This window comes from Burkholderia sp. AU45274 (assembly GCF_030482505.1).
Taxonomy (GTDB): domain Bacteria; phylum Pseudomonadota; class Gammaproteobacteria; order Burkholderiales; family Burkholderiaceae; genus Burkholderia.
Genome location: NZ_JAUJQE010000005.1, coordinates 377,167 through 403,225, shown reverse-complemented (window position 1 = coordinate 403,225; position 26,059 = coordinate 377,167). Strand labels below are relative to the sequence as shown.

28 protein-coding genes and 1 tRNA gene are annotated in these 26,059 nt (G+C 66.9%); 9 read left to right on the top strand and 20 right to left on the bottom strand.

Features of this window, described 5'->3' with window-relative positions:
* Positions 1-45 precede the first annotated feature (45 nt).
* A complete protein-coding gene (ftsY, locus tag QZM35_RS20935; RefSeq protein WP_089426361.1) occupies positions 46-1,200 on the bottom strand; it encodes a signal recognition particle-docking protein FtsY in 1,155 nt (384 codons plus the stop codon).
* A gap of 215 nt (positions 1,201-1,415) precedes the next feature.
* Between ftsY and rsmD the strand changes: the two genes are divergently transcribed.
* The 3 genes from rsmD to QZM35_RS20920 all read left to right on the top strand — a co-directional run bounded on the left by rsmD (position 1,416) and on the right by QZM35_RS20920 (position 2,965).
* Entirely contained in the window at positions 1,416-2,030 is a 615-nt protein-coding gene (gene rsmD / locus QZM35_RS20930) for a 16S rRNA (guanine(966)-N(2))-methyltransferase RsmD (protein ID WP_089426360.1), read from the top strand.
* A 111-nt stretch (positions 2,031-2,141) separates the two neighbouring features.
* Positions 2,142-2,639, top strand: coding sequence for a pantetheine-phosphate adenylyltransferase (coaD, locus tag QZM35_RS20925; protein ID WP_039346084.1), 498 nt, complete (start codon positions 2,142-2,144; stop codon positions 2,637-2,639).
* Positions 2,640-2,698: 59 nt separating this feature from the next.
* Positions 2,699-2,965 (top strand): YfhL family 4Fe-4S dicluster ferredoxin, encoded by a 267-nt coding sequence (locus QZM35_RS20920; protein ID WP_069248899.1) that lies wholly within the window; start codon positions 2,699-2,701, stop codon positions 2,963-2,965.
* Between the two features lie 84 nt (positions 2,966-3,049).
* On the opposite strand, the gene hisC is transcribed toward QZM35_RS20920, so the two are convergent.
* The 8 genes from hisC to QZM35_RS20880 all read right to left on the bottom strand — a co-directional run bounded on the left by hisC (position 3,050) and on the right by QZM35_RS20880 (position 10,204).
* The gene (gene hisC, locus QZM35_RS20915) at positions 3,050-4,117 is read right to left on the bottom strand and encodes a histidinol-phosphate transaminase (protein WP_301776715.1); all 1,068 of its coding nucleotides are present in this window, start codon (positions 4,115-4,117) and stop codon (positions 3,050-3,052) included.
* A gap of 115 nt (positions 4,118-4,232) precedes the next feature.
* Positions 4,233-4,832 (bottom strand): aminoacyl-tRNA hydrolase, encoded by a 600-nt coding sequence (gene pth, locus QZM35_RS20910; protein ID WP_021163050.1) that lies wholly within the window; start codon positions 4,830-4,832, stop codon positions 4,233-4,235.
* 121 nt (positions 4,833-4,953) lie between these two features.
* The gene (locus tag QZM35_RS20905) at positions 4,954-5,559 is read right to left on the bottom strand and encodes a 50S ribosomal protein L25/general stress protein Ctc (protein ID WP_085042200.1); all 606 of its coding nucleotides are present in this window, start codon (positions 5,557-5,559) and stop codon (positions 4,954-4,956) included.
* A gap of 161 nt (positions 5,560-5,720) precedes the next feature.
* Entirely contained in the window at positions 5,721-6,677 is a 957-nt protein-coding gene (locus tag QZM35_RS20900; RefSeq protein WP_089426358.1) for a ribose-phosphate pyrophosphokinase, read from the bottom strand.
* 44 nt (positions 6,678-6,721) lie between these two features.
* Positions 6,722-6,798, bottom strand: a tRNA-Gln gene (locus QZM35_RS20895).
* A gap of 55 nt (positions 6,799-6,853) precedes the next feature.
* A complete protein-coding gene (gene ispE, locus QZM35_RS20890; protein ID WP_301776714.1) occupies positions 6,854-7,735 on the bottom strand; it encodes a 4-(cytidine 5'-diphospho)-2-C-methyl-D-erythritol kinase in 882 nt (293 codons plus the stop codon).
* Between the two features lie 25 nt (positions 7,736-7,760).
* Positions 7,761-8,381: a lipoprotein insertase outer membrane protein LolB gene (gene lolB / locus QZM35_RS20885; protein WP_089426356.1), complete on the bottom strand. Its 621-nt coding sequence runs from the start codon at positions 8,379-8,381 to the stop codon at positions 7,761-7,763.
* Positions 8,381-10,204, bottom strand: a complete 1,824-nt coding sequence (locus QZM35_RS20880) for a tetratricopeptide repeat protein (protein WP_089426355.1) — start codon at positions 10,202-10,204, stop codon at positions 8,381-8,383. Before QZM35_RS20880 ends, lolB begins: the two co-directional genes overlap by 1 nt.
* Before the next feature lie 86 nt (positions 10,205-10,290).
* Between QZM35_RS20880 and mutM the strand changes: the two genes are divergently transcribed.
* On the top strand, positions 10,291-11,118 hold the full coding sequence (gene mutM, locus QZM35_RS20875; RefSeq protein WP_089426354.1) for a bifunctional DNA-formamidopyrimidine glycosylase/DNA-(apurinic or apyrimidinic site) lyase: 828 nt from the start codon (positions 10,291-10,293) through the stop codon (positions 11,116-11,118).
* Between the two features lie 24 nt (positions 11,119-11,142).
* Complete coding sequence (gene mutY / locus QZM35_RS20870) at positions 11,143-12,246, top strand: A/G-specific adenine glycosylase (RefSeq protein WP_089426353.1); 1,104 nt, start codon at positions 11,143-11,145, stop codon at positions 12,244-12,246.
* 214 nt (positions 12,247-12,460) lie between these two features.
* Here the strand turns inward: mutY and QZM35_RS20865 are convergent, their stop codons facing one another.
* The 11 genes from QZM35_RS20865 to kdsD all read right to left on the bottom strand — a co-directional run bounded on the left by QZM35_RS20865 (position 12,461) and on the right by kdsD (position 21,693).
* Complete coding sequence (locus tag QZM35_RS20865; protein ID WP_089426352.1) at positions 12,461-13,096, bottom strand: LON peptidase substrate-binding domain-containing protein; 636 nt, start codon at positions 13,094-13,096, stop codon at positions 12,461-12,463.
* 27 nt (positions 13,097-13,123) lie between these two features.
* Entirely contained in the window at positions 13,124-14,032 is a 909-nt protein-coding gene (gene rapZ / locus QZM35_RS20860; RefSeq protein ID WP_069248889.1) for an RNase adapter RapZ, read from the bottom strand.
* 74 nt (positions 14,033-14,106) lie between these two features.
* Positions 14,107-15,075 (bottom strand): HPr(Ser) kinase/phosphatase, encoded by a 969-nt coding sequence (gene hprK, locus QZM35_RS20855; protein WP_011353227.1) that lies wholly within the window; start codon positions 15,073-15,075, stop codon positions 14,107-14,109.
* 129 nt (positions 15,076-15,204) lie between these two features.
* Entirely contained in the window at positions 15,205-15,744 is a 540-nt protein-coding gene (locus tag QZM35_RS20850) for a PTS sugar transporter subunit IIA (RefSeq protein WP_089426657.1), read from the bottom strand.
* Positions 15,745-15,912: 168 nt separating this feature from the next.
* The gene (raiA, locus tag QZM35_RS20845) at positions 15,913-16,272 is read right to left on the bottom strand and encodes a ribosome-associated translation inhibitor RaiA (RefSeq protein WP_006477786.1); all 360 of its coding nucleotides are present in this window, start codon (positions 16,270-16,272) and stop codon (positions 15,913-15,915) included.
* 159 nt (positions 16,273-16,431) lie between these two features.
* Positions 16,432-17,937, bottom strand: a complete 1,506-nt coding sequence (locus QZM35_RS20840) for an RNA polymerase factor sigma-54 (RefSeq protein WP_089431697.1) — start codon at positions 17,935-17,937, stop codon at positions 16,432-16,434.
* Between the two features lie 159 nt (positions 17,938-18,096).
* The gene (lptB, locus tag QZM35_RS20835) at positions 18,097-18,873 is read right to left on the bottom strand and encodes an LPS export ABC transporter ATP-binding protein (RefSeq protein WP_011353224.1); all 777 of its coding nucleotides are present in this window, start codon (positions 18,871-18,873) and stop codon (positions 18,097-18,099) included.
* Positions 18,870-19,535 carry a lipopolysaccharide transport periplasmic protein LptA gene (gene lptA / locus QZM35_RS20830; protein ID WP_089426349.1) on the bottom strand — a complete coding sequence of 222 codons (666 nt, stop codon included), beginning with the start codon at positions 19,533-19,535 and terminating at the stop codon, positions 18,870-18,872. The genes lptB and lptA overlap by 4 nt, the downstream gene beginning before the upstream one ends.
* Before the next feature lie 20 nt (positions 19,536-19,555).
* Positions 19,556-20,170, bottom strand: a complete 615-nt coding sequence (gene lptC / locus QZM35_RS20825) for an LPS export ABC transporter periplasmic protein LptC (RefSeq protein WP_089426348.1) — start codon at positions 20,168-20,170, stop codon at positions 19,556-19,558.
* A 3-nt stretch (positions 20,171-20,173) separates the two neighbouring features.
* Positions 20,174-20,710 (bottom strand): HAD family hydrolase, encoded by a 537-nt coding sequence (locus tag QZM35_RS20820; RefSeq protein WP_089426347.1) that lies wholly within the window; start codon positions 20,708-20,710, stop codon positions 20,174-20,176.
* Positions 20,710-21,693: an arabinose 5-phosphate isomerase KdsD gene (gene kdsD / locus QZM35_RS20815; protein WP_039345999.1), complete on the bottom strand. Its 984-nt coding sequence runs from the start codon at positions 21,691-21,693 to the stop codon at positions 20,710-20,712. Before kdsD ends, QZM35_RS20820 begins: the two co-directional genes overlap by 1 nt.
* A gap of 125 nt (positions 21,694-21,818) precedes the next feature.
* On the opposite strand from kdsD, the gene QZM35_RS20810 reads away from it, so the two are divergent.
* The 4 genes from QZM35_RS20810 to QZM35_RS20795 all read left to right on the top strand — a co-directional run bounded on the left by QZM35_RS20810 (position 21,819) and on the right by QZM35_RS20795 (position 26,005).
* Positions 21,819-23,825 (top strand): monovalent cation:proton antiporter family protein, encoded by a 2,007-nt coding sequence (locus tag QZM35_RS20810; RefSeq protein WP_089426656.1) that lies wholly within the window; start codon positions 21,819-21,821, stop codon positions 23,823-23,825.
* Between the two features lie 82 nt (positions 23,826-23,907).
* Positions 23,908-24,474, top strand: a complete 567-nt coding sequence (locus QZM35_RS20805; protein WP_301776713.1) for an adenine phosphoribosyltransferase — start codon at positions 23,908-23,910, stop codon at positions 24,472-24,474.
* Positions 24,475-24,517: 43 nt separating this feature from the next.
* Entirely contained in the window at positions 24,518-25,132 is a 615-nt protein-coding gene (locus QZM35_RS20800) for a LysE family translocator (protein ID WP_059233178.1), read from the top strand.
* Between the two features lie 6 nt (positions 25,133-25,138).
* The gene (locus QZM35_RS20795; protein ID WP_089426345.1) at positions 25,139-26,005 is read left to right on the top strand and encodes an NUDIX hydrolase family protein; all 867 of its coding nucleotides are present in this window, start codon (positions 25,139-25,141) and stop codon (positions 26,003-26,005) included.
* The last annotated feature ends 54 nt before the right edge of the window (positions 26,006-26,059 follow it).

Below are 26,059 nucleotides of genomic sequence, written 5' to 3'. Positions count from 1 at the left end.
AAAAGGGCGCCCGACGGCGCCCTGTGCGATGCGTGCCCGCGGTGTTCAGCCGAGCAGCGCGTCCGCGAATTCGACCGCGCTGAACGGCTGCAGATCCTCGACCTTCTCGCCGACGCCGATGAAGTAGACCGGCACCGGGCGCTGCCGCGCGATCGCGGCGAGAATCCCGCCCTTCGCGGTGCCGTCGAGCTTCGTGACGATGAGGCCGGTGAGGCCGAGCGCGTCGTCGAATGCCTTGACCTGCGTGAGCGCGTTCTGGCCGGTGTTCGCATCGATCACCAGCAGCACTTCGTGCGGCGCGCCGTCGTGCGCCTTCGAGATCACGCGCTTCACCTTCTTCAGCTCTTCCATCAGGTGGAGCTGCGTCGGCAGGCGGCCGGCCGTGTCGGCCATCATCACGTCGATCTTGCGCGCGCGCGCGGCGCTGACCGCATCGAAGATCACCGCGGCCGGATCGCCGCTTTCCTGCTGCACGACCGTCACGTTGTTGCGCTCGCCCCAGACCGCCAGTTGTTCGCGCGCGGCCGCGCGGAACGTGTCGCCCGCGGCCAGCAGCACCGACTGGTCGAAGCTCTGCAGGTGCTTCGCGAGCTTGCCGATGCTGGTCGTCTTGCCCGCACCGTTCACGCCGGTGATCATCATCACGAGCGGCTGCGCGCGGCCGAGCATCAGCGATTTCTCGAGCGGCGTCAGCAGCTCGACGAGCAGGTCGTGCAGTGCGGATTTCACCTGCTGCGGGTCGGTCAGGCGGCCCGTGCGCACCTTTTCGCGCAGCGCGCCGAGCAGGTACTCGGTCGCGTCGACGCCCGCGTCGGACATCAGCAGCGCGGTCTCGAGCTCCTCGTACAGATCCTCGTCGATCTTCGTGTTGACGAACACGCCGGTGATGCTCGAGCCCGTCTTGGCGAGCCCCGTTTTCAGGCGCGCGAGCCACGATTTCTTCGCGGTGGCGTCCTGCAGCGGCGGCGGGACGATTTCGACCGTCTCGACGACTTCGTCGCGGCCGTCGTTGGTCGGCGTGACCGTCATCACGACGGCCGGCGCGGCCGGTTGCGCGGGCACTTGCGGCACGTCGGCCGCAGGCGGGGCCTCGACCGCAGGCGCTTCGGACGGCTCGTCCGTTTGCTGCGCGTCGGCCGATTGCGATTCCGCCGGATCGGGCTCCTGCGTTTTCTTGAATCGTTTGAAGAAGCTGAACATGGTCTGACGTCGGGAAGAGGGCGGGCCGCCGCCAGGGGCGGGCACCGGACGGGCCGTTCTGCGTTCGCGCGGGCGCGGCGCACGGCGGCCAAAACCGTGCATTTTATCAGTGCGGCGTGGCGCTCGCGCCAGCGCGCATCGCCGCTGTGGTAACGTGCGCCTGTTTAGCGGTGCGCCCCCGCGCGCGCCCGGTCCCTCCGTCGTCGATATTCCGTATGTCCCGTTCCTCTCCCGGCCGCCCGGCGGCCCCTTCTGGCCGCGGCAAGCCGCACACGATCCGCATCATCGGCGGTGACTGGAAACGCACGCCGCTCGCGGTGCTCGATCTCGACGGCCTGCGGCCGACGCCCGATCGCGTGCGCGAGACGCTGTTCAACTGGCTCGGCCAGGATCTCGAAGGCCGGCGTTGCCTCGACCTGTTCGCGGGCACCGGCGCACTCGGTTTCGAGGCGGCGTCGCGCGGCGCGGCGAGCGTCGTGATGGTCGAGCGCCATCCGCGCGCCGCGCAGCAGCTGCGAGCGATCAAGGACAAGCTCGGCGCGCGTGCGGTCGAGGTTGCCGAGGCGGACGCGTTGCGGCTCGCGGCCGGGCTCACGCCGGGCGCGTTCGACGTCGTGTTTCTCGATCCGCCGTTCGACGATCTGGCCGCGCTCGAGCGCGCGATTGCGCTGGCGGCGCCGCTCGTCGCGGCGGGCGGCGCGCTGTACGTCGAGACGGGGGCGGAGCTCGATCCGGCCGCGCACGACGCACTCGCCGGCTGGGAGGTCGTGAAGCACGGCAAGGCCGGTGCGGTTCACTATCATTTGCTGCGGCGCGAAAATGATGAATAATGCGCGTTCCATACGAGGCGGCGCGCCGCAAAGGCGACGCATGCCCATCTCGGCAGCGGCGTGCGCATCGCACGGCTGCCATCCCGTTTGCGTGATGACAGGAGGAGCGACATGGTAGTCGCCGTGTATCCCGGTACGTTCGATCCGCTGACGCGCGGGCACGAAGACCTCGTGCGGCGTGCGTCGAGCATTTTTGATACGCTGGTGGTCGGTGTGGCCGACAGCCGCGCGAAAAAGCCGTTCTTCTCGCTCGAAGAACGTCTGACGATTGCGAACGAGGTGCTCGGCCATTATCCGAACGTGAAGGTGATGAGTTTCACCGGCCTCCTGAAGGATTTCGTCCGCACCAACAATGCGCGCGTGATCGTGCGCGGCCTGCGCGCCGTGTCCGATTTCGAATACGAGTTCCAGATGGCGGGGATGAACCGCTACCTGCTGCCCGACGTCGAGACGATGTTCATGACGCCGTCCGATCAGTACCAGTTCATCTCGGGGACGATCGTGCGCGAAATCGCGCAGTTGGGCGGCGATGTCAGCAAGTTCGTGTTCCCGTCCGTCGAGAAGTGGCTGACCGAGAAAGTCGCTGCGATCGGAGGCCCTGCCGCGTGATGCGGCGCCGGCCGGTTTCGTCGTGAAGCCGGCCGTCGGCCTGAAGAAGTGAGATCAGTATGGCTTTGATGATTACCGACGAGTGCATCAATTGCGACGTGTGCGAGCCCGAGTGCCCGAACGGCGCGATTTCGATGGGCCCGGACATCTACGTGATCGACCCGAACAAGTGCACCGAGTGCGTCGGCCATTTCGACGAACCGCAGTGCCAGCAGGTGTGTCCGGTCGAATGCATTCCGCGCGATCCGCAGCATGACGAATCGCACGCGCAATTGATGGAGAAGTATCACGCGTTGACCGCCGAAAAGGGCGACGACGCGTCGTGATTCAGCGGTGACGCGCGCGCTCGAGTCCTTCGGCACGCCCGTCACGCATCCGGGTCGGCGCCGCCCGGCGCCGGTTCTTCCGTTTCAGGCCAGCAGCTCGCGCAACGCCGCGACGAGCGCATCGCATTCGGCGTCGGTGCCGACGGTGATGCGCAGGTGCTGGTCGATCCGCGGCAGCCGGAAGTGCCGCACGAAAATTTCCCGTTCCTTCAGTTTCGCCGCAATCGCACCCGCGTCGTGCGCGGGATGGCGCGCGAACACGAAATTCGCGGCCGACGGCACGACGTCGAAACCGAGCGTATCGAGCGCGTGCGTGAGCCGCGTCCGGCTGTCGATCACGTGCCGGCAGGTTGCGCTGAAATAATCGGTGTCTTCGTACGCGGCCTGCGCGGCGACTTGCGCGAGCCGGTCGAGCGGGTACGAGTTGAAGCTGTCCTTCACGCGGTTCAGCGCGTCGATCAGCGCGGCATCGCCGAACGCGAAACCGACGCGCATGCCCGCAAGCGAGCGCGCCTTTGATGTCGTATGCACGACGAGCAGGTTCGGATGGCGGTCGATCAGCGTAATCGCGGACTGCGCGCCGAAGTCGACATACGCCTCGTCGATCACGACGACCGACGACGGATTCGCGGCCGCGATCCGTTCGACGTCCGCGAGCGGCAGCGCGCGCCCGGTCGGTGCATTCGGGTTCGGAAACAGCACGCCGCCGGCATCGTCGAGGTAGTCGTCGACGCGGATCGAGAAATCGTCCGCGAGCGGCACGATCGACGTCTGGACGCCGTACAGGCGCGCATAAGTCGGATAGAAGCTGTACGTGATGTCGGGGAAGCGCAGCGGCCGGTCATGCTTGAGCAGCGCCTGGAACGTGTGCGCGAGCACCTCGTCGGAACCGTTGCCGACGAACACCTGCTCGGGCTTGATGCGGTGATGGGCCGCGACCGTCTCGCGCAGCGCGCGCGCAACCGGGTCGGGATAGCGGCGCAGCGTGTCGCCGGTCTCGCCGAGTTCGCGTGCGATTGCCGCGACGACGCGCGGCGACGGCGGATAGGGATTCTCGTTGGTGTTCAGCTTGACGGGGTGTGCGAGCGCGGGCTGCTCGCCCGGCACGTAAGGCACGAGTTGCTGAACGATGTCGCTCCAGTAACGGCTCACCGCTTGGCTCCTGTCGGGCAAAGCGACCAGATTACCGCATGTGCGCGCAGGAAGGGGCGGGCGGGGCCGCCCGGCGGCGCCGGACGGCTCGATGCACCGGAGCGGTGCGATGCGGTCAGTTGCGATGCAACTGCATCGTCGCGCGGTCGAGTTCGCCCTTGACGACCATCGGCATCACGGCGAGCGCGCGTTCGATCGACGCGTCGATCACGTCCTGTTCCTCGCGGCGCGGCGGCTTCAGCACGAAGTTCGCGACGTCGGGCTTCGCGCCGGCGCGCGCGCTTTCCGGAATCAGGTCGCGCGGATGGCCGATGCCGATCCGCAGCCGCCAGTACTGCTGCGACGACAGGTGCGCGGTGATGTCCTTCAGGCCGTTGTGGCCGCCGCTGCCGCCGCCGAGCTTCAGCTTCACGGTGCCGGGCGGCAGATCGAGCTCGTCGTGCGCGACGAGGATCTGGTCGGGCAGGATCTTGAAGAATTGCGCGAGCGCGACGACCGACTGGCCGGAGCGGTTCATGTAGGTTTGCGGCTCGAGCAGGTGGACTTCCTCGCCGTGCAGGCGCGCTTTCGCGTAGAAGCCGTGGAAGCGGCGCTCGTCGCGCAGCGTCGCGCCGGCTTCGCGGGCGAGCTGGTCGATCAGCCAGAAGCCGGCGTTGTGGCGCGTCGCGGTGTATTCCGCCCCGGGATTGCCGAGGCCGACGATCAGTTTGATCATGACGTTTCGAAGGCGGCAACGGCCGCCTGGGCGCAGAAAAAGAAAAACCCGCCGGGCAAGCCGCGGCGGGTTGCGTCGACCGTTTCGAGAAACGGATCGATGGGGCGCGTGGGCAGCCCGCTCAGGCAGCCGGCGTTTCGCCTTCTGCTGCGTCCGACACGGCACCAGCCGGGACCGTCGCCGATGCGACAACCGGGTTTTCCGCGTCGATGTGCGCGACCAGCGCGACGCCCTTCGGCAGCGTGATGTCCTTCGCGTGCAGCGATTGACCGGCTTCGATCTTCGACAGGTCGACTTCGAGGAACTCCGGCAGGTCAGCCGGCAGGCACTCGATTTCGATTTCCGTCGCGACGTGCGAAACGATCGCGCTCGACAGCTTCACGGCCGGGCTGATTTCAGCGTTCAGGAAGTGCAGCGGAGCCTTCGTGTGCAGCTTCTTCTTCGCGTCAACGCGTTGGAAGTCCACGTGCAGCACCAGTTGCTTGAACGGGTGGTATTGCACGTCGCGCAGCAGAACCTGTTGCGACTGGCCAGCCACTTCGAGGTCGAGGATCGACGAGTGGAAAGCTTCCTTCTTCAGGGCGTGCCACAGGGCGTTGTGATCGAGTTCGATCTTTTGCGGGGCTGCTTCGCCACCGTAAACGATACCCGTGGTCTTACCAGCGTTGCGCAGGCGGCGGCTCGCACCCGTACCTTGCTCTTGGCGCTCGAAAGCGACGACTTTCATGTGATTCTCCAATAGCTGCCCGCGACCAGGCAGTAAAACGGGGCCGTCAAATTGCGGCCCCCGATGAAACGGCCGGGGTTTCGTCTATCCCGTCCGATTGTGCAAAAAGCGAAGCGTTGCCGCTTCGCTTTCTGCGCATGCTTTGTTCAGTCGATTCGCGATCAGGATTCCGCGAACAGCGACATCACCGAGTCGCCGCGGCGGATCCGCGAGAACGTTTCGGCCAGCAGGCTCGCGCTCGTCAGTGCACGGATCTTCGAGCAGCCGAGCGATTCGGCGGACAGCGGGATCGTGTCGGTGACGACCAGCTCGTCGAGGGCCGATGCGGCGATGCGGTCGCCTGCGCCACCCGACAGCACCGGGTGCGTCGCGTAGGCGAAGACCTGCTTCGCGCCGCGCTCTTTCAGCACTTGAGCAGCCTTGCAGAGCGTGCCTGCCGTATCGACCATGTCGTCCATGATCACGCAGGTGCGGCCTTCGACTTCACCGATGATGTTCATCACTTCGGAGACGTTCGCCTTCGGGCGACGCTTGTCGATGATCGCGAGATCGCAGTTGAGCTGCTTCGCGAGTGCCCGGGCACGCACCACGCCGCCGACGTCCGGCGAAACGACGAGCAGATCCGGGTAGTTCTGCTTGCGCAGGTCGCCCAGCAGGATCGGCGTTGCGTAGATGTTGTCGACCGGGATGTCGAAGAAGCCTTGAATCTGGTCGGCGTGCAGATCCATCGTGATGATCCGCTCGACGCCGGCGATTTCCAGCATGTTCGCGACGACCTTCGCCGAGATCGCGACGCGTGCCGAACGCGGGCGGCGATCCTGACGGGCGTAACCGAAGTAGGGGATGGCTGCAGTGATCCGGCCGGCGGATGCGCGCTTGAGCGCATCGACCATGATCATCAGTTCCATCAGGTTGTCGTTCGTCGGTGCGCACGTGGATTGCAGGACGAAGACGTCCTTGCCACGCACGTTTTCCTGGATCTCGACCTGGATCTCGCCGTCGGAGAAACGGCTGACCATTGCTTTGCCGAGGGGAATTCCAAGGATATTGACGACTTCCTGGGCGAGCGCGGGATTCGCGTTGCCAGTAAAAACCATCAGGCCGTCATGGCTGCTCATCGTGCACCTGCTTCGGGCTTAGGCGGGAAATGCGGGAAAATTTTTGGCAGGGGAGGAAGGACTCGAACCCTCGCATGCCGGAATCAAAATCCGGTGCCTTGACCAACTTGGCGACTCCCCTACACTTAACTGATAACTTCACCGAACTTGTGTAGGCCGTTCGGCAAAGTAAAACTTCATGACGCGAAAGCGAAGAGCGGATGCTCGTTCAGGCTCTCGGCAACTGCACCGTTCCAACCGGTGGGCAGCTTGGCTTGCGCCGCTTCTGCCTCATGCTTGCTGCGAAACGCTGCAAACACGCTTGCTCCGGAGCCGGTCATCCTCGCGGGGGTCACATCATACAACCATTTGACCACCTGCGCAACTTCCGCGTACTTACTTGTCACAACTTGCTGCATATCGTTCCGACCGAAACTATCTGGCCATCCCGTGTCGCTGCTTTGCTGTGCAAGAAAGTCCGTAATTGTGACGCGCCTCGAATCTCTTGTCAACAACTCATCTGAAAATATTTCAGCGGTTGGGACGTGAACGCGGGGCGTTACAACCAAGAACCAGCGAGTCGGCAATTGTACCTCAGCTAATTCTTCTCCGATACCCTCTGCGAACGCATTTTTTCCAAAAATAAAAAACGGGACGTCGGCGCCGAGTTTTACCGCGAGCGACTGGAGTTCGGCGCGCGGCAGGTCGAGTTGCCACAGGCGGTTCAGCGCGAGCAGCGTCGTCGCCGCGTCGGAGCTGCCGCCGCCGAGGCCGGCCCCCATCGGCAGGCACTTGTCGATCTCGATGTCGACACCGCGCGCGGTGCCCGTATGCGCTTTCAGCAGGTTGGCTGCGCGCACGACAAGATCGCTTTCCTCGGGCACGCCGGGTACGTCGGTGACGCGTGCGACGCGGCCGTCGTCGCGGAGCGTGAAGTGCAGCGTGTCACCCCAGTTCAGCAACTGGAACACGCTCTGCAGATCGTGATAGCCGTTCGGACGGCGGCCGGTGATGTGCAGGAACAGGTTGAGTTTCGCGGGCGCAAGGCAGTTGCGCAGCGAGCGGGTCGAATCGGTCATGCGTATGTCTGGGCTGGGCCAGTGCTCACTGATCGAGCACGAGCTTGATGTCGAGCGGCGGTGTCGCGCGCACGAGGTTGACGCGTTTGACGCCCGTGGCCGGGGCATCCGCGTAGGCAAGGTAGTCGATCGTCCAGCCGTCCTGGCGGATCTGCTTGACGCGCGTACCGTCGGCCGGATCGCGCACCGTCTGCGCGGGCGTGGCGGGCGCGGCGGTCGGCAGCAGCCAGTAGCGCAGGCCCGCGAGCGGCAGTTCGAAACCGAGCGTTTTCTGCATCAGGTCGCCGACGTCCGGCGCATATTGCGTCGGGCGGTTCGGCAATTCGAGCGACGCCGCGCGCGGCGTCGATTTCACGACCGCGAGCGTCTGGCCGAGCGGGCTGCGCAGCTCGAGCGACACGTCGTCGCCGTGCTCCTGCCAGTCGAAGTTGCCGTACACGTTCTGCGGATTGCCGAGACGGTCGTCGTACCGCACCGCGAAGCGGCCATGGTAAGCGTGCGTGGCGGCGGTCTGCAGCGCCGCGCCGGTCGGCGCGCTGGCCGACGGCGGCGTGCTCGCGCAGCCCGCGAGCACGAGTGCCGCGCCGGCTGCGGCCAGCGTGCGCTGCGCGCGGAAGGACAGGGAAAACGTCGGGAACATCTGCATCAGAGACCGTTGATCTGGAGGCGTTTCAGCGTCTGCACGAGCGTGTCGTTGTCCGGCTCGAGCTTCTGTGCGTCACGCCATGCGGAACGCGCATCGTCCTGCGCGCCGCTCTTCCACAGCACTTCGCCGAGATGCGCGCCGATCTCGGCGTTCGGCTGCAGTTCGTACGCACGCCGCAGCACCTTCGCCGCGCCGGCCGTATCGCCCATCCGGTACTTCACCCAGCCGAGGCTGTCCATGATGTACGCGTCGTTCGGCGCCAGCGTCATCGCCTTGTCGATCAGCTTGCTGGCTTCGGGGAGCCGCTGGTTGCGGTCGGCGAGCGAATAGCCGAGTGCGTTGTACGCCTGCGGATTGTCGGGCTGGGTGCGGATCAGCTCGCGCAGCTGCTTTTCCATCGTCGTGTAGTGGCCGGTCTTTTCGGCCGCCATCGCGTAGTCGTAGCGCAGGTCGGGATCGTCGGGGAAGTCCTGGACCGCCTGCCCGAGCCGTGCCTCGGCTTCCGGGTAGCGCTTCGCGGTGAACAGGATCGACGCGTCGGTGCGTGCGACCACGGCCGCATCGCGCGGATCCGTGATCGGCAGGTCATCGAGCACCTTGCGCGCCTCGTCGGTCTTGCCCTGTTTCTGCAGCAATTGCGCGCGCGTGATCTGCGCGGGCAGGTAGTGCTGGCTCGTCTGGTCGACCTTGTCGAGCCACTGCGACGCCTGCGCGTCGTTGTTCTGGTCGATCGCGATCTGCGCGAGGTAGATGTAGCCCTGGCCGACGTCGAGATTCGGCTGCTTGTCGCCGAGCTGGACGTACTGCTTCAGGTAGCCGGTCGCTTCGTCGAGCTTCTTCTGCTGGATCTTGATCAGCGCGAGCGCCATCAGCGGCGTCGGATCCTTCGCGTCGAGCTTGCGCATCGTCTCGAACTGCTTCTGCGCGTCGTCGAGGCGATCGTCGGCGAGATAGAGCTGCGACAGCGCGAGCCGCGCATCGCGCGACTTCGGATTCTGCTGAACATACTTCTCGAACGACGTGATGCCCGCCGCGCGTTCCGCCGGCCCCATCTGCGACAGCATCAAAGCCGCCGGCAGGTAGTCGGGGCGGAGCTGCAGCGCCTGCTTCAGCGACTGCGCGGCGCCGTCCTTGTCGTCGACCGCGAGCTGCTGGCGCGCGATCGCGAGCTGGGCTTCGGGCCGGTTCAGGTCGTTCTTCAGCATGTCCTTCAGCACCGCGAGGCCGCCGACGCGGTCGGAGCCGCGCACGAGCAGCGCCTGCAGCGCGAGGATCGCCGGGCCGCGCGTCTCGCCGGTCGCCCGGGCCAGCTCGCGCGCGAGCATCGGCTGTGCATCGGCCGGCTTGCCGGCGAGCACCAGCAATGCGGCGTCGACCTGCGATGCGCGATTCGAATCGGGTGCGTACTGGCGCCACAGGTTCGCGGCGGACAGCGCGTCGGCCGGGCTCTGCGCGCCGAGCGCGATCTCGGTCGCACGCTGCGCCATGCGCGGATCGCGCGTGTCGCGGGCGAGCGCGAGGTAGGTCTGGTAGGCCGGCGCGGGCTGGTTACGCTGCAGCGCGACCTCGGCGGCGAGCACCTGGTAGACGATCTGGCTCGTCAGCGGAACGCCGGGGAGATCCTTTTTCTCGTCCGGCATCACATGCTCGAACGCGCCCTGCGACTCCGCGTCGTCCGATGCCGGATCCTGCGCGTGGGCCGGGAAGGCGGTGAGGGTCCAGGCGGCAAACAGCGCGGCGCCGAGTGCACGGCGGACCGGGAAGGCACGCGCGCCGCGCACGGCGGCGTGACGCTTCTGAAGCAGCTTCGAGGGCAGAGTCATGGAAATCCGTTCGATGTTTCAACCGATTGTAACGCGCTCGCTACAATACACGCACGATCGTGAATCCAGTCTCAGACCCGCAAAACATGCCAGAGTTGCCAGAAGTCGAAGTCACGCGCCGGGGCATCGAGCCCTTTGTCGCGGGCCGCCGCGTCGAGCGTGTCGACGTCCGTACCGAGATGCTGCGCTGGCCCGTCCCGGCGGGGCTCGCCGAGCAGTTGCGCGCGCGCGAGGTGCGCGCCGTCGAGCGTCGCGGCAAGTACCTGCTGTTCGAGGTCGACGCGGGCTGGTTCATCGTCCACCTCGGCATGACGGGCACGCTGCGCGTGCTGCCCGCGGCCGGCGTGCCGGTCGCCGCGAAGCACGACCACATCGACTGGATCTTCGACGAATTCGTGTTGCGGTTCCGCGATCCGCGTCGCTTCGGCGCGGTGCTGTGGCACCCGCGCGAAGCGGGCGACGTGCATGCGCATCCGCTCCTCGCGAGCCTCGGCGTCGAGCCGTTCTCGCCGGCGTTCACCGGCGCGCTGCTGCACGCGCGCACGCGCGGACGCACCGTGTCGGTCAAGCAGGCGCTGCTCGCGGGCGACATGGTCGTCGGCGTCGGCAACATCTATGCGTCGGAGAGCCTGTTTCGCGCCGGCATCCGGCCGACGACGGCCGCCGGCAAGGTGTCGCTGCCGCGCTACGAGCGTCTGGCCGACGCTGTGCGCGCGACGCTTGCCGACGCGATCGAGCGCGGCGGCAGCACATTGCGCGATTTCGTCGGCAGCAACGGCGAAAGCGGCTATTTCCAGCTCGACTGCTTCGTCTACGACCGTGCGGGCCAGCCATGCCGCGTATGCAACACGCCGATCCGCCAGATCGTGCAGGGTCAGCGGTCGACCTATTTCTGTCCGACCTGCCAGCGTTGAAACCTTTTTCCACAATTAGATAACTTGAAGCCTCCCCGCATCGCCCCCGCTCCGTTCCCCGTCACGCCGCTGCATCGCACGTTCGCCACGCGCCTGGTCGCCTGGCAGCGCGAGCATGGCCGCCACGACCTGCCGTGGCAGAACACCCGTGATCCGTACCGGATCTGGCTGTCGGAAATCATGCTGCAGCAGACGCAGGTATCGACCGTCATCCCGTATTACACGCGCTTTCTCGAACGCTACCCCGACGTCGCCGCGCTCGCGGCCGCGCCGACCGACGACGTGATGGCGCTCTGGGCGGGGCTCGGCTACTACTCGCGCGCGCGCAACCTGCATCGCTGCGCGCAGGTCGTCGTCGCCGAGCACGGTGGTGCGTTCCCGGCGACGCCCGACGCGCTGGCCGAATTGCCGGGCATCGGCCGTTCGACGGCCGCGGCGATCGCGTCGTTCGCGTACGGCGCGCGCGCGACGATCCTCGACGGCAACGTGAAGCGCGTGCTTGCGCGGGTGTTCGGCGTCGAGGGCTTCCCGGGCGAGAAGCGTGTCGAGAACGACATGTGGGCGCTCGCCGAATCGCTGTTGCCCGACGCCGCGAACGCGGCCGACGTGAGCGCGTACACGCAGGGGCTGATGGATCTCGGCGCGACGCTGTGCGTGCGCGGCAAGCCCGATTGCGCGCGCTGCCCGTTCGCGGGCGACTGCGTCGCGCAATCGACGGGCCGCCAGCGCGAACTGCCGGCCGCCCGGCCGAAGAAGGCCGTGCCGACCCGCAAGACCTGGATGCTCGTGCTGCGCGACGGTGACGCCGTGCTGCTCGAGCGGCGGCCGCCGACCGGCATCTGGGGCGGGCTGTGGAGCCTGCCGCAGGCGGACGGCGACGCCGCGCTCGCGGAACTCGCACGCGGCTTCGGCGGCGGCGGCACGGTGCCGCTCGCGCCGCTCACGCACACGTTCACGCATTTCCGGCTCGAGATCGAGCCGCGGCTGAGCGACATGGCCGACGGCGGTCTGCCTGCCGGCGCGCGGGACGCGGACACCGCCTGGGTGCCGCTGAGCCGGCTCGACGCGTACGGCGTGCCGGCGCCCGTGCGCAAGCTGCTCGATGCGCTGAGCGGGCCGCTGCTGTAACGAAGGGGAGAGGCGCGGCGCATGCCGCGTTTTCAGGGAGACGTCGGACGCTCGTGGTTTTTCGTGCCGACGGAAGTCGCCTTGGGTTGGCTGGCGCGAAATGGCTGTCTGGGGTGATTCGGGAAACGCCGGCCCGGCTTTTCGCCCGGACGGAAGCCCCTCGTGGGATGCCCTCTCCCGGATAGCTCAGGCAAAGCGACAGGTCCCGGGCACGCTATAACCAGCCATGCCGGTCGAGCACGTGGTGCACGGCATCGATGCGCGCGCCGACGTCCGGAAACTCCATCAGCTTCTGCCGCGCGCGCAGGTCGAGCGGCAGCAGTTCCGCGAGACGGTTCGATACCCAGCTCGGATCGTCGAGGCGGAACGGTTCGCCGAACGGCATCTTCTCCGGATCGGACTTCTTCAGCGCGTCGATGATGCGCTCGAGCACCTCGGCGCACGAGCCGAACTGCGCGAGTGACTGCTCGCCTTCGAGCGGGATGTCGTCGGGCAGCGGCTCCGCGATGCCGACCAGCAGCCCGTTGCCTTCGACGCGGTACGACAGCAGCTCGAAACGCTGCGTGCCGACCGCCTGCAGGTACAGCATGCCGAATTCACCGGTATCGCATTCGGTGATGCGCGCCATGCAGCCGATGGTCTCGGGCACCGATACGGCGCCGTCCTGCGCGACTTCCGGCCCGCTCTTCAGCAGGCACACGCCGAACGGTGCGTCGTCGCGCAGGCACGCGCGGGCCATGTCGAGATAGCGCGCCTCGAACACCTTGAGCGGGAGCAGGCCCCCCGGAAACAGCACCGTGTGCAGCGGAAACAGCGGCAGGTCGATCAGGGTGGTCGATAGGGAGGACATGGCGCGCGGGCGTTGGGGCGGGCGTCGCTAGGGTCGGTCGACCTCGGAGACGAGCCGCGACGACGCGTCGACATCCACTGGCGCGTCACGATGCCGCACGATCACGTTCGCGTCGTGCGCAAGGCGCGCGGCGAGCGTTTCCGCGATGAACACCGACCGATGCTGCCCACCGGTGCAGCCAATGGCGACGGTCAGGTAGCTGCGGTTGTCATCGCGGAAGTGCGGCAGCCATTTCATCAGGAACGCATGGATGTCGTCGATCATCTGGTGGACGATCGGCAGTGCGTCGAGAAAGGCGATGACCGGCTGGTCGAGCCCGGTGAGCGGGCGCAACTGGTGGTCGTAGTACGGATTCGGCAGCGCGCGCACGTCGAACATCAGGTCGGCGTCGAGCGGCACGCCGCGCTTGAAGCCGAACGATTCGAACATCACCATCAGGTCGTTGTTCTTCTGCTCGATGAAGCGCTTGACCCACGTACGCAGCGCGTTCGCGCGCAGCGTGCTGGTGTCGATCTGGTGGCCGAATTCGGCGAGCGGCGCGACGAGGTGGCGTTCGCGCTCGATCGCCTCCTCGAGCGACGACAGCAGGCCGACGTCCGCATCGTGCGACAGCGAGCCGGACAACGGATGGCGGCGGCGCGTCTCGGAGAAGCGCTGGATCAGCGCCTGGGTGCTCGCATTGAGGAACAGCACGCGCACGTCGTGCTCGCGCGACAGATCGCGGATCAGGCCGGGCATTTCGTCGAGCGACGCGCTCGAGCGCGCGTCGATCGCGACCGCGAGCCGGCGCTTGCCATCCTCGGCGAGGTAGCGGGCGAGTTCGGGAAGCACGTGCGGCGGCAGGTTGTCGACGCAGTAATAGCCTGCGTCTTCGAGCGCGTTCAGCGCGACGGACTTGCCTGAGCCGGAGATGCCGGTGATGAGGACGATGCGCATGGGAAGCAGAGAATCCTGACGTTTCATCATAGCACCGGCTCGACGCGTCGGCGTTGCGTGGCCGGCGCGTGCGGTTACACCAGTTTGCCGGGGAACTGACTGTCGGGATCTTGCATCGCGAGTCGTTGCCGATCCATGAAATCGCGCAACGTGTCGATTCCGCGCAACTGCAGGATCGTGTTCCGGACAGCAGCCTCGACGAGCACCGCGAGGTTGCGGCCGGCCGCGACCTGGATCGTGACCTTGCTGATCGGCAGGCCGAGCACGTCGACCGTCTGGCTTTCGAGCGGCAGGCGCTGGAATTCGCCGTCGGGGCGCCGCACGAGCTGGACGATCAGCTTCAGCTTCATTTTTCGCCGCACGGCGGTTTCGCCGAAGATCGTCTTGATGTCGAGCAGGCCCAGACCGCGCACTTCGAGCAGGTTCTGCAGCAGCGGCGGGCAGCGCCCTTCGACGAAATCGGGGCCAAGTCGGACGAAATCGACCGCGTCGTCGGCGACGAGGCCGTGGCCGCGGCTGATCAGCTCGAGGCCGAGCTCGCTCTTGCCGAGGCCCGAATCGCCGGTCAGCAGCACGCCCATCCCGAGGATGTCGATGAACACGCCGTGCAGCGTCGCGCGCGGCGCGAGGATGCGCGACATGTAGAGCCGCAGGCTGTCGATCACCGCGGCGGCCGACATCGGCGTGGTGAACAGCGGCGTCGACGAGCGCGTGCAGCGCAGCACGAGTTCGGGCGGCGCCGCGGCGCCGCCGGCGACGACGAGGAACGGCGGCTCAAGCGCGATCAGCTCGGCCATGTGGCGCGAGCGGTCTTCGTCGGTTTGCCGCTGGTAGTAGTCGATTTCGGCTTCGCCGAGCACCTGGATCCGGTTCGGGTGGATCAGGTTCAGGTGGCCGACCAGGTCGGCGCTCGAGGTTGCATTGCCGACGGTGTCGGCCGAAAAACCGCGCTCCCAGCCTTCATGCCCCGTCAGCCAGCTCAGTTTCAGCGTGGCCGCGTTGTCGTCGAAGATGCTCTGGGCGTTGATGCTGGACGTATCCATGACTCTCGTCACTCCAATGGGCCGGTGCGTGCGCGCGGCGACGGACGTCGCCATGCCGGGCCGGTGCCGGGCGGCCCTGAACGACGGCGTGTGCCGCCGCGTACGGGAAAATATTCCGCCCGGATCAACTCAAGGTTGCCACTGAGTGAGCAGGCGATGCAACTCGGCGATATCCGTTTCGTTGTGCAGACGCTCGCGTGCGTCGCGATCGGACAGCAGTTGCGCGATTTCCGACAGGATCTCGAGGTGCTGCTGGGTGGCTTGCTCGGGCACGAGCAGGAAGATCAGGAGACCGACCGGCTGGCCGTCGGGGGCTTCGAACGGGATCGCATCGGCGAGCCGGACGAACGCGGCGAGCGGGTGCTTGAGCCCCTTGATGCGCCCGTGCGGAATCGCGACGCCTTCGCCGAGCCCGGTCGAGCCGAGGCGCTCGCGCGCGAACAGGTTGTCCGTGACGGTGCTGCGGGCGATGCCGTTCTGATTCTCGAACATCAGCCCGGCTTGTTCGAACACGCGTTTCTTGCTGGTGACTGAGAGGTCGATGACGACGTTCTCTATGGGCAGGATTTTGGCTAGGCGATTCATGTTGGCAGGCGATTGGGCGGCCTGGGGTCTCCTTGCGGCGGCAGACTGACTATCCATGTTCGGCGATATCAAGGCGTTCGGCATCGGCAACCTGCAAGGCAGCTACCGCATCCAGCGCCCCCCGGCGATAACCGGAACATTATAGAGCACAGCCGCGTGCGTGGCGCAGCGCGGACGGACCGGTTGCACCCCTGCGCGGAGTCGCAAAAAAAACGCCCGGCGAACCGGGCGACGTGTGTGTTGCGGTGAAGGTTACTGCGGCGGCAGTTCGATCTGGTCGATCGACGGTTGAAGCTTGATCGGGTCGTGCGCGTGCGTTTGCAGACGCTCCATGTGCTTGACGACCTGGCGATCCAGCTTGTCGATCAGCAGGTCGATCGCTGCATACAGGTTACCGTTCGCGCTTTCGACGAAGATGTCCTTGCCCTTCAGGTGCAGGTTGATTTCCGCGCGCTGCTGCTTGTCCTTTTCCTTGTGGTTGTCGACCGAGAGGATCACAGTGCCATCGATCACCTGATCGCTATGCCGTAGCACCCGGTCCAGCTTGGTGATCACGTATTCGCGAATTGCAGGCGTGACTTCGAGATGATGTCCACTGATCTTCAGGTTCATAGTGCTTCTCCAAGCGAGTGACCACCCGGCCGCATCGAGGCGGCGCTCCGGTCGACTTGCCCGTGCCGCATGAAGGCGGCGTATCGCGGACAGGTCGCCCGGCCTGTTCCCCGTGTGCGCGGTGGTCGGGACACGCCTGCCGCCGGGCAGGCAGCAGGCTTAAAGAGACTTGCGCAGATTCACTGCCGGGATCTTGAGGGCTTCGCGATACTTCGCAACCGTGCGGCGCGCGACCACGAATCCCTGTTCTGCCAGCAGCTCGGCAATGCGGCTGTCCGAAAGTGGCGATTTAGGGTCTTCAGCTCCTATCAGTTGCTTGATGAGGGCTCGGATGGCTGTCGACGAAGCGGCGCCACCGGTGTCGGTCGAGACGTGAGATCCGAAGAAGTACTTAAATTCAAGCGTCCCGAACGGGGTCAGCATGTACTTCCCGGTTGTCACACGGCTGACAGTCGACTCGTGTAGGCCCAGCGTATCAGCAATTTCCCGCAAAACCAAGGGGCGCATGGCAATTTCACCGTGCGCAAAGAAGTTCTTTTGACGCTCGACAATGGCCTGCGCGACACGCAGGATCGTGTCGAAACGCTGCTGGATGTTCTTGATCAGCCAGCGTGCTTCCTGGAGCTGCTGCTTGAGCGAACCGGCCGACGGATCGCCGCGGCTGTTGCGCAGGATGTTCGCGTAAAGGTTGTTGATCCGCAGGCGCGGCACGACCTCCGGATTGAGCTCCGCGAGCCATCCCTGGCCGGCCTTCTTCACGATGATGTCGGGCACGACGTAGTCGGCCTCGGCCTTGCCGTATGCGGCGCCGGGGAACGGCTCCAGCGAGCGGATCAGCGTGTGCGCGTCGCGCAGCGCGTCGTCGCTCGCCTTCAGATGCTTGCGCAGCCGCGTGAAGTCGCGGGCGGCGAGCAGCTCGAGATGCTGCGACACGATCTCGAGCGCGAGCGTGCGTGTCGGGGACGGATCGAGGCGCAGCAACTGCAGCTTCAGGCATTCGGATGCCGAACGGGCACCGACCCCGGCCGGATCGAAGCTGTGCAGCAGCGCGAGCGCCGCGTTCAGTTCGTCGCAGTCGATCTCCAGCTCGGGCGGCAGGTCGGCGAGCACTTCATCGAGCGTGGCGGTCAGGTAGCCGTCGTCGTCGAGCGATTCGATCAGGAACATCACGAGCGCGCGGTCGCGCGGGCCGGCCTGCGTGACGCGCAACTGCGCGGACAGGTGGTCGCGCAGCGACGTCGCCGCTTCCTGCACCTGCAGCGGCGGGAGGTCGTCGTCGTCGGATGCGCCGCTCGAGCGGCCGTATTCGTCGAGGTTCCACTGCGGGCCGTCGTTGCCGTCGCCGGATGCATAACCGTCGTATTCGTCCGCGCCGGCCGGCTCGTCGCGCTCGGCACGATCGCTCGACGAACTGCTGCCGTTGGTCGCTGCGGGCTCGGTGTTCTGCGCGGGAGGCGTCTGCGCGATCAGCGATCCGTCCGCAGCGACACGCAGCGGGCTCGCGATCCATTCATCCTCGTTCTCGAGCAGCGGGTTCTGCGCGACGGCCATCGCGACTTCCTGCTGCAATTCGAGCGTCGACAACTGCAGGAGCCGGATCGACTGCTGTAGCTGGGGCGTCAGCGCCAGATGTTGCGACAGGCGGAGTTGAAGGCTGGCTTTCATGGCAAGGAGGGAGTCATACCGGCAGTTTGCCACGACCCAGGCGCGTTGAGCCATCCGCGATTACGCGCGGCGCGCCGCCCGGCCGCGGGCATGGCCGCGAAGCGGGGCGCGGCCCCGCGCGGCGACGCCGGACGGGGTGCAGCCAGCCACGAGGAGGAGTTACATCCGGAAGTGTTCGCCGAGGTACACGCGGCGTACGCTTTCGTTTTCGATGATTTCGCTTGGCGCGCCGGCGGCGAGCACCGAGCCGTCGCTGATGATGTACGCGTGGTCGCAGATGCCGAGCGTTTCGCGGACGTTGTGATCGGTAATCAGCACGCCGATGTTGCGCTGCTTCAGGAACTTGACGATCTTCTGGATCTCGAGCACCGCGATCGGGTCGACGCCGGCGAACGGTTCGTCAAGCAGGATGAAGTTCGGGTTGGTGGCCAGCGCGCGCGCGATTTCGACCCGGCGCCGTTCGCCGCCCGACAGCGACAGCGCGGGGTTCTCGCGCAGGTGGCCGATCTGCAGCTCGTCGAGCAGCGCTTCGGCGCGCGACGAGATCGCGTCCTTCGACAGCCGCTTGCCGTCTTCGCCGTGCTGCAGTTCGAGCACCGCGCGGATGTTCTCCTCGACGGTCAGCTTGCGGAACACGGACGCTTCCTGCGGCAGGTACGACAGGCCGAGCGACGCGCGCTTGTGGATCGGCAGCAGGCTGATCGAGCTGCCGTTCAGCGAGATCTCGCCCGCGTCGAGCGGCACCAGGCCGACGATCATGTAGAACGACGTGGTCTTGCCGGCGCCGTTCGGGCCGAGCAGGCCGACGACTTCGCCGCTCTTCACGTCGAGCGACACGTCCTTGACGACCGTGCGCGAGCCGTAGCGCTTCTTCAGGTTGCGGACGACGAGCGAGCTCGTCGTGCCGGCCGGCTGGCGGTTCGGTAGCGCGTTCATTGGCCCGGCGCCCCCTGGATCGTGGTCGACGGCGACAGCTTTGCGGGCGCGCCGTTCAGCGGCGCGGGGCCGCCGTTCTTCGGCGACAGCATCGCGCGCACGCGGCCGTTCGGGTTGCCCGGCGCGGCGACGTCCTTGCCGCCCTTCGCGGTGTAGAAGTCGCGCTGGCCGTCGTACGTGATCACGCTGCCGTGCACGGTATCGGCGACGGTCGACGTACCCTGCAGGCGGCGCACGGTCGCGGCGGTGGTCAGCGTGGTCAGGTCCTGCTTGCCGTCGTAGTCGATGCGCTCGGCGTCGCCGTCGATGTACTCGTCGAGGCCTTCGCGCTTCTGGCGGAACGTCGCGTGCTTCTTGCCGCTGCCGAACGAAGTGGCGTACTGATAGCCTTCCGGGTCCTGGCGCACTTCGACGCGATCGCCCTTGATGATGATCGTGCCCTTCGTGATCACGACGTTGCCGGTCGCGACCGTGACCTGCTTCAGGTCGTCATAGGTCAGGTTGTCGGCCTCGACGTTGATCGGCTTGCCTTGGTCGGCCTTCTCGGCATGGGCGAGCGGCGCCAGCCCGACCAGCGGGAGCGCCACGAGCGTCGCGGCAAGCGCGGCGCGGACGGCGCGCGCAGCGCCGCCGGAAATCTGTCGAGGGAACGATTCGTTCATGCAGTCACGTGAGGGATGCGTCACTTGGGTTGAGCTTTCGAGCCGCCGGACGTGTCCTGCGCGGCGATCGTGCCGCGCACGTTGCCGTAAAGCTCGATGACCCGGGTGACGTTGTTGTACTTCATGCCGTCGGTCGCGTTGACGAGCGACAGGCCGCGCTGAAGTTTAACCGGCTTTTCGGTCTGGATCACATCGTCATTGACGAAGATCCGGAAATGCTGGGAATCAGCCTGCATCTGCGGATCGCCGCCGCCGGCCGCGCGCAGGATGCGCGCGTCGTCGTACAAGTCGACGATCGACACGTCGCCGTTGACGGTGCCGCGCTTCGAGGTGGTCGTCACGACCGGCTTGCCGGGCTGGAACGCGCGCATGGCCGGATCGGTCAGATCGCTGTCTTCGGTGTCTTCGTAATGGATCAGCTTCGCGGCCGTCAGCCGGTACTGGGTCGCGCCCGACTGGTCGAGCTCGGTGACCGAGAAGTTGTCGGCGAAATAGTCGGGCGTGTGGCGCTTCGGCTGCACGGTGCCCTCGCCGGGCGGCGGCAGCGTGGCCTGCAGCAGCCACCAGGTGATGCCCGCGAGCGCGGCGACCGCGACGAGCGGCAGCAACTGGGTCCAACGGAAATGCGTGTTCATCCGTCAGGCTCCGCAGGCGGCCGCGAGCAGCGCGTCGTAGCGGCGCTGCGCGCGCAGGATCGCGTCGCAGACTTCGCGGACGGCGCCATGGCCGCCGCGGGCCTCGGCCACCCAGTGCGCGCGGGCGATCACCTCGGGATGCGCGTTCGCGGGGGCCGTCGCGAAGCCGCAGCGCAGCATCACGGGCAGGTCGGGCCAGTCGTCGCCCATGTAGCCGCACTGGTCGGCGGTGAGGCCGAGCGAGGCGATCAGGTCGGTGAACACGGTGAGCTTGTTTTCGACGCCCTGGAACAGGTGCGCGATCTTCATTTCCTTCGCACGCGCCGCGACGATCTCCGAGCGGCGGCCCGTGATGATCGCGGTCGCGATGCCGGCTTCGCCGAGCAGCTTCACGCCGTGGCCGTCGAGCGAATTGAACGACTTCATCGCGTCGCCGGCCGCGGTAAACAGCAGGCCGCCGTCGGTCAGCACACCGTCGACGTCGAAAATCATCAGCTTCACGCGGCTCGCGCGTTCGGCCGCAGTCAGCGCTGCACTCATCAGATCACCTTCTTCGAAAACAGGTCGTGCATGTTCAGCGCGCCGATCAGCACGCCGTCGGCATCGACCACCAGCATCTGGTTGATCCGATGGCGCTCCATCAGTTCCACGGCCTCGACCGCCAGGTGATCCGGTGCAACCGTGCGCGGGTCGCGCGTCATCACGTCGGTGATCGGCAGCGTGCGGAAGTCGCCGTCACGCGCGAGCACGCGGCGCAGGTCGCCATCGGTGAAGATGCCCGCAACCTTGCCGCCGGCGTCGACCACCGCGGTCATGCCGAGGCGCTTCGCGGTGATCTGGAACAGGGCGTCCGACAGTGTCGCGTCGAGCCCGACGGACGGGACGTCGTCGCCCGAGCGCATCACGTCGCGCACGTAGGTGAGCAGGCGCCGGCCGAGCGCGCCGCCCGGGTGCGAGCGCGCGAAATCTTCCGAGCCGAAGCCGCGCGCGTCGAGCACCGCCACGGCGAGCGCGTCGCCGAGCGCGAGCGCGGCGGTCGTGCTCGCGGTGGGCGCGAGGTTCATCGGGCAGGCCTCTTTCGAGACCGCGGCGTTCAGGTTCACGTCGGCGAGCGTGCCGAGGCTCGATTCCGCGCGGCCCGTGATCGCGATCAGCTTCGCGCCGATCCGCTTCACGAGCGGCAGGATCGCCACGAGTTCTTCGGATTCGCCGGAATAGGAGATGCCGATGAAGACGTCGTCGGAGGTGACCATCCCGAGGTCGCCGTGGCTGGCCTCGGCCGGGTGGACGAAGAAGGCCGGCGTACCGGTGCTGGCCAGCGTGGCCGCGATCTTGCGGGCGATATGCCCCGATTTGCCGATACCGGACACCACCACGCGGCCGCGGCAGCCGAGCAGCAGCGCGACGGCCTGGACGAAGCCGCCGTCGAGCTGGTCGCGCAGCGCGCGCACGGCGTCCGCCTCGATGTCGAGCACGTCGCGGGCGAGCGCGAGCGCCCGGTCATCATTGATTTTCGCTATCATGCGCGGAGTATAGCAAAGGCGTTTGTTCGCCGCGCCGGGCCTTCGGACTCGTCCGAGGTTGCCTGACCACCGCCACCACCCGCGCCCGCATTGCCGTGGCCCCGACGAACGAGGACGCTTCGCCCGTGATTTCCCCGCTCGAAATGACCCTGCTGCTGCTGCTGGCCTCAGTGGTGGGCGTCGTCGTATTCCGCTCGTTGAACCTGCCGCCGATGCTCGGCTACCTGACCGTCGGCATCCTGGTCGGCCCGCATGCGTTCGGCATCGCGGCGGATCTGGAGCGGGCCGAGCATCTCGCGGAATTCGGCGTGGTGTTCCTGATGTTTTCGATCGGCCTCGAGTTCTCGCTGGCGAAGCTGAGGGCGATGCAGCGGCTCGTGTTCGGGCTCGGGCTGCTGCAGGTTGTCGCGACGCTCGTGCTCGCGCTCGTGCTGGGCATGCTGTTCGAGCACTGGGTGCACATCACGTGGCAGGGCAGCATCGCGCTCGGCGGCGCGCTCGCGATGTCATCGACGGCGATCGTGTCGAAGATGCTCGCCGAGCGGCTCGAGATCGAGACCGAGCACGGCCGCAACATCTTCGGCGTGCTGCTGTTCCAGGATCTCGCGGTGGTGCCGCTGCTGATCGTGATCGCCGCGTTCGGCGCCGAATCGTCGAAGGACCTCGCGATCACGCTCGGCTTCGCGGCCGTCAAGATCGTGATCGCGCTCACGCTGCTGCTGGTCATCGGCCAGCGCTTCATGACACGCTGGCTCAACGTCGTCGCACGGCGCCGCTCGCAGGAACTGTTCGTGCTGAACCTGCTGCTCGTCACGCTCGGCGCCGCATTCATCACCGACCGCTTCGGCCTGTCGCTCGCGCTCGGTGCGTTCATCGCGGGGATGCTGATCTCCGAGACGCCGTTCCGCCATCAGGTGGAGGAGGACATCAAGCCGTTCCGCGACGTGCTGCTCGGCCTGTTCTTCGTGACGACCGGGATGCTGCTCGACCCGCGCGTGATCTGGGAGCACCCGTTCCTCGTGCTCGGTTTCTTCGTCGGGCAGATCCTGTTCAAGGGGACGATGATCGCCGGGCTCGCGCGGCTGTTCGGCGCGACACCGGGTGTGGCGATGCGCACCGGCATCGGGCTCGCGCAGGCCGGCGAATTCGGCTTCGTGCTGCTGAACCTGATCCTCGACCGGCATCTCGTCGATTCGACGCTGCTGCAGGCGATCCTCGCGTCGATGCTGCTGTCGATGCTCGCGGCGCCGTTCCTGATCCAGAACGCCGACCGGATCGTGATGCGGCTGTCGTCGACCGAATGGATGCAGCAGTCGCTGCAGATGACGCGGATCGCGACGCAAAGCCTCAAGCAGCGCGGCCACGTGATCATCTGCGGCTACGGCCGTGCAGGGCAGAACCTGGCGCGGATGCTCGAACAGGAAGGCATTTCGTACGTCGCGCTCGACCTCGACCCCGATCGCGTGAGCGCGGCCGCGGCGGCCGGCGAATCGGTCGTGTTCGGCGACGCGGCGCGCCGCGAGTCGCTGCTCGCGGCCGGTATCCACCGTGCGGCGGCGGTGGCGATCACCTATGCGAACACGCCGTCCGCGCTGCGCGTGCTGCATCACGTGCACGAACTCGAGCCGACGCTGCCCGCGATCGTGCGCACCGTCGACGACGCCGATCTCGAGAAGCTGCTTGCGGCCGGTGCGACCGAGGTGATTCCGGAGATCGTCGAGGGCAGCCTGATGCTCGCGTCGCACACGCTGGTGCTGGTCGGCGTGCCGATGCGCAAGGTCGTGCGGCGCGTCGAGGAGATGCGCGACGAACGCTACAGCCTGCTGCGCGGCTATTTCCGCGGCGCGGACGACGCGGACGACGACGACCACGAGCAGGTGCGGCTACAATCGGTGCCGGTCGATGCGCGCGCGGACGCGGTCGGGCGTTCGCTGGAAGAACTGGGGCTGTATGCACTCGGGCTCGAAGTCACGGCGATTCGCCGGCATGGTATCCGCGGCGTCGAACCCGATCCGCAAACCAAGCTGCGCGCGAGCGACATCGTCGTGCTGCGCGGGCTGCCCGAGGCGCTCGCGCTCGCAGAGGAGCGGCTGTCGCGCCATCGGCGCGAACCGCCAGCCGCGGCCGCCTGAGCCGCGCCTGGTTTGATAACCTGACCCGTATTTATTCGAAACGGTGCCCGATCTTCGCGCACCGTTTTTTTCGGAGAGTTTCATGCCGCATTCGTCGTCGGGCGCACCGCTCGATCCGGTCGCCTTCATTCACAGCCAGATCCGCACGGTGCCCGACTGGCCGCAGCCGGGCGTGATGTTCCGCGACATCACGACGCTGCTGCAGAGCCCGAAGGCGCTGCGCATCCTCGTCGACCTGTTCGTCGAGCGCTATGTCGATGCGAAGCTCGACTATGTCGCGGGCCTCGATGCGCGCGGCTTCATCATCGCGCCGATCGTCGCGTACGAACTGAGCGTCGGCTTCGTGCCGATCCGCAAGGTCGGCAAGCTGCCGTACAAGACGCGCTCGGAATCGTACGACCTCGAATACGGCAGCGCGACGGTCGAGATCCATGAAGATGCGTGCCGCCCCGGCGACCGCGTGATCATCATGGACGACCTGATCGCGACCGGCGGCACGATGATGGCGGGGCGCAACCTGCTGCAGCGGCTCGGCGCGGAAGTCGTCGAAGGCGCGGCGATCATCGACCTGCCCGATCTCGACGGCTCGGCGCTGCTGCGCAATGCGGGACTGCCGGTTTATACCGTCACCGAATTCGCCGGCCACTGAACGCCGGCCTGCCTGAGCTTCCACGTTACGCAGCGAGGTCACGATGCCCAACTTCATGCTGTTTCTCGCCACGTCCATCGCGATCACGTTCGCGCCGGGGCCCGACAACCTGCAGGTACTCGCACGCGGCATCTCGCAAGGCCGCGCGGCCGGCTTCGTCGCCGCGCTCGGCTTCACGGCCGGGATCCTGTTCCACACGACGCTCGCGGCGCTCGGCGTCGCGGCCGTGCTGCGTTCGTCGCCGGTCGCGTTCCAGATCCTGAAGCTCGCGGGCGCCGCATACCTCGTGTGGATCGGCATCAAGGCGCTGCGCAGCCAGGGGCTCTCGAATGCGCATGCGCGCCCGCCGCAGCCGCTCGGCACGATCTTCCGGCAAAGCGTGATCGGCAACCTGATGAACCCGAAGGTCACGCTGTTCTTCGTCGTGTTCCTGCCGCAGTTCGTCGATCCGCACGGCGCGCAGAGCGTCACGCTGCAGATGTTCGAACTCGGCGCGCTGTTCATGCTGCAGACGGCCGCGGTCTTCTCGCTGTTCGGCGTCGGCGCGGGCATGATCGGCGCGTGGCTGAAGCGCCGCCCGAAGGCCGGCGTGTGGCTCGACCGGATCGCCGGCGCGACGTTCATCGCGATCGGCATCCGCGTGGCGCTGAAGGACTGACCGACGATGACGTTTCCGTGCATTGCGGCCGCGCGCCGCTTCGATCCCGCTGCGCACCTGCGCTTCGAGATTGCCGGCCAGGCAGTCGGCTGGGTGCGCCGCCAGGACGTCGCGATGCTGGCGCGCTGGCCCGACGTGTTCGAGCTGGCCGATGAGCGCGTCGTGCTGTCGGCGCGCTACGATTCGGTCGACGCACGCAGCATGGCGCTGGCGAGCGCGATCGGCGCGCTCGCGGCCGAAGGCGCGATTCCCGGCTGGCGCGACGAGATCTACGCGATCCGTAACCGCTTCGACGATCCGCCGCTCGCGTACATCGAGCGCGCCGCATCGCGCTTCTTCGGCACGCAGACTTACGCGGTGCATCTGAACGGCATCGTAGAATATGCGGTTGCGCCGGGCGAGCCGTCCGCCGCGGCCGTCCCGCAAATGTGGCTCGGCCGCCGCAGCGAGACCAAGGCAACCGACCCCGGCATGCTCGACAACGTCGTCGCCGGCGGAATCGGCTGGGGCCTGGGCGTTCACGAGACGCTCGCGAAGGAATGCTGGGAAGAGGCCGGCATTCCGGCCGAACTGGCCGCGCGCGCGATCGCGGGCCGCGCGGTGCAGGTGCTGTGCTCGCTGCCGGAAGGCACGCAGTCCGAACTGATCTTCGTGTACGACCTGCCGTTGCCGCGCGACTTCGCGCCGCGCAACCAGGACGGCGAAGTGGCCGAGCACCTGCTGGCCGGCGTGCCCGAGGTGATCGGCTGGCTGCGCGCCGGCCGCGCGACGATGGATGCGAGCCTCGCGACGCTCGACACGCTGCTGCGCCACCGCTGGATCCCGGCGGCCGACGCGGCGGGCATCGACGCCCTGTTCGCACCGGCCGCGTGACGCGTGCCGCGCACGCAGCCTGGCGGCGCGAACGGGCAATTTGACGAATACGGA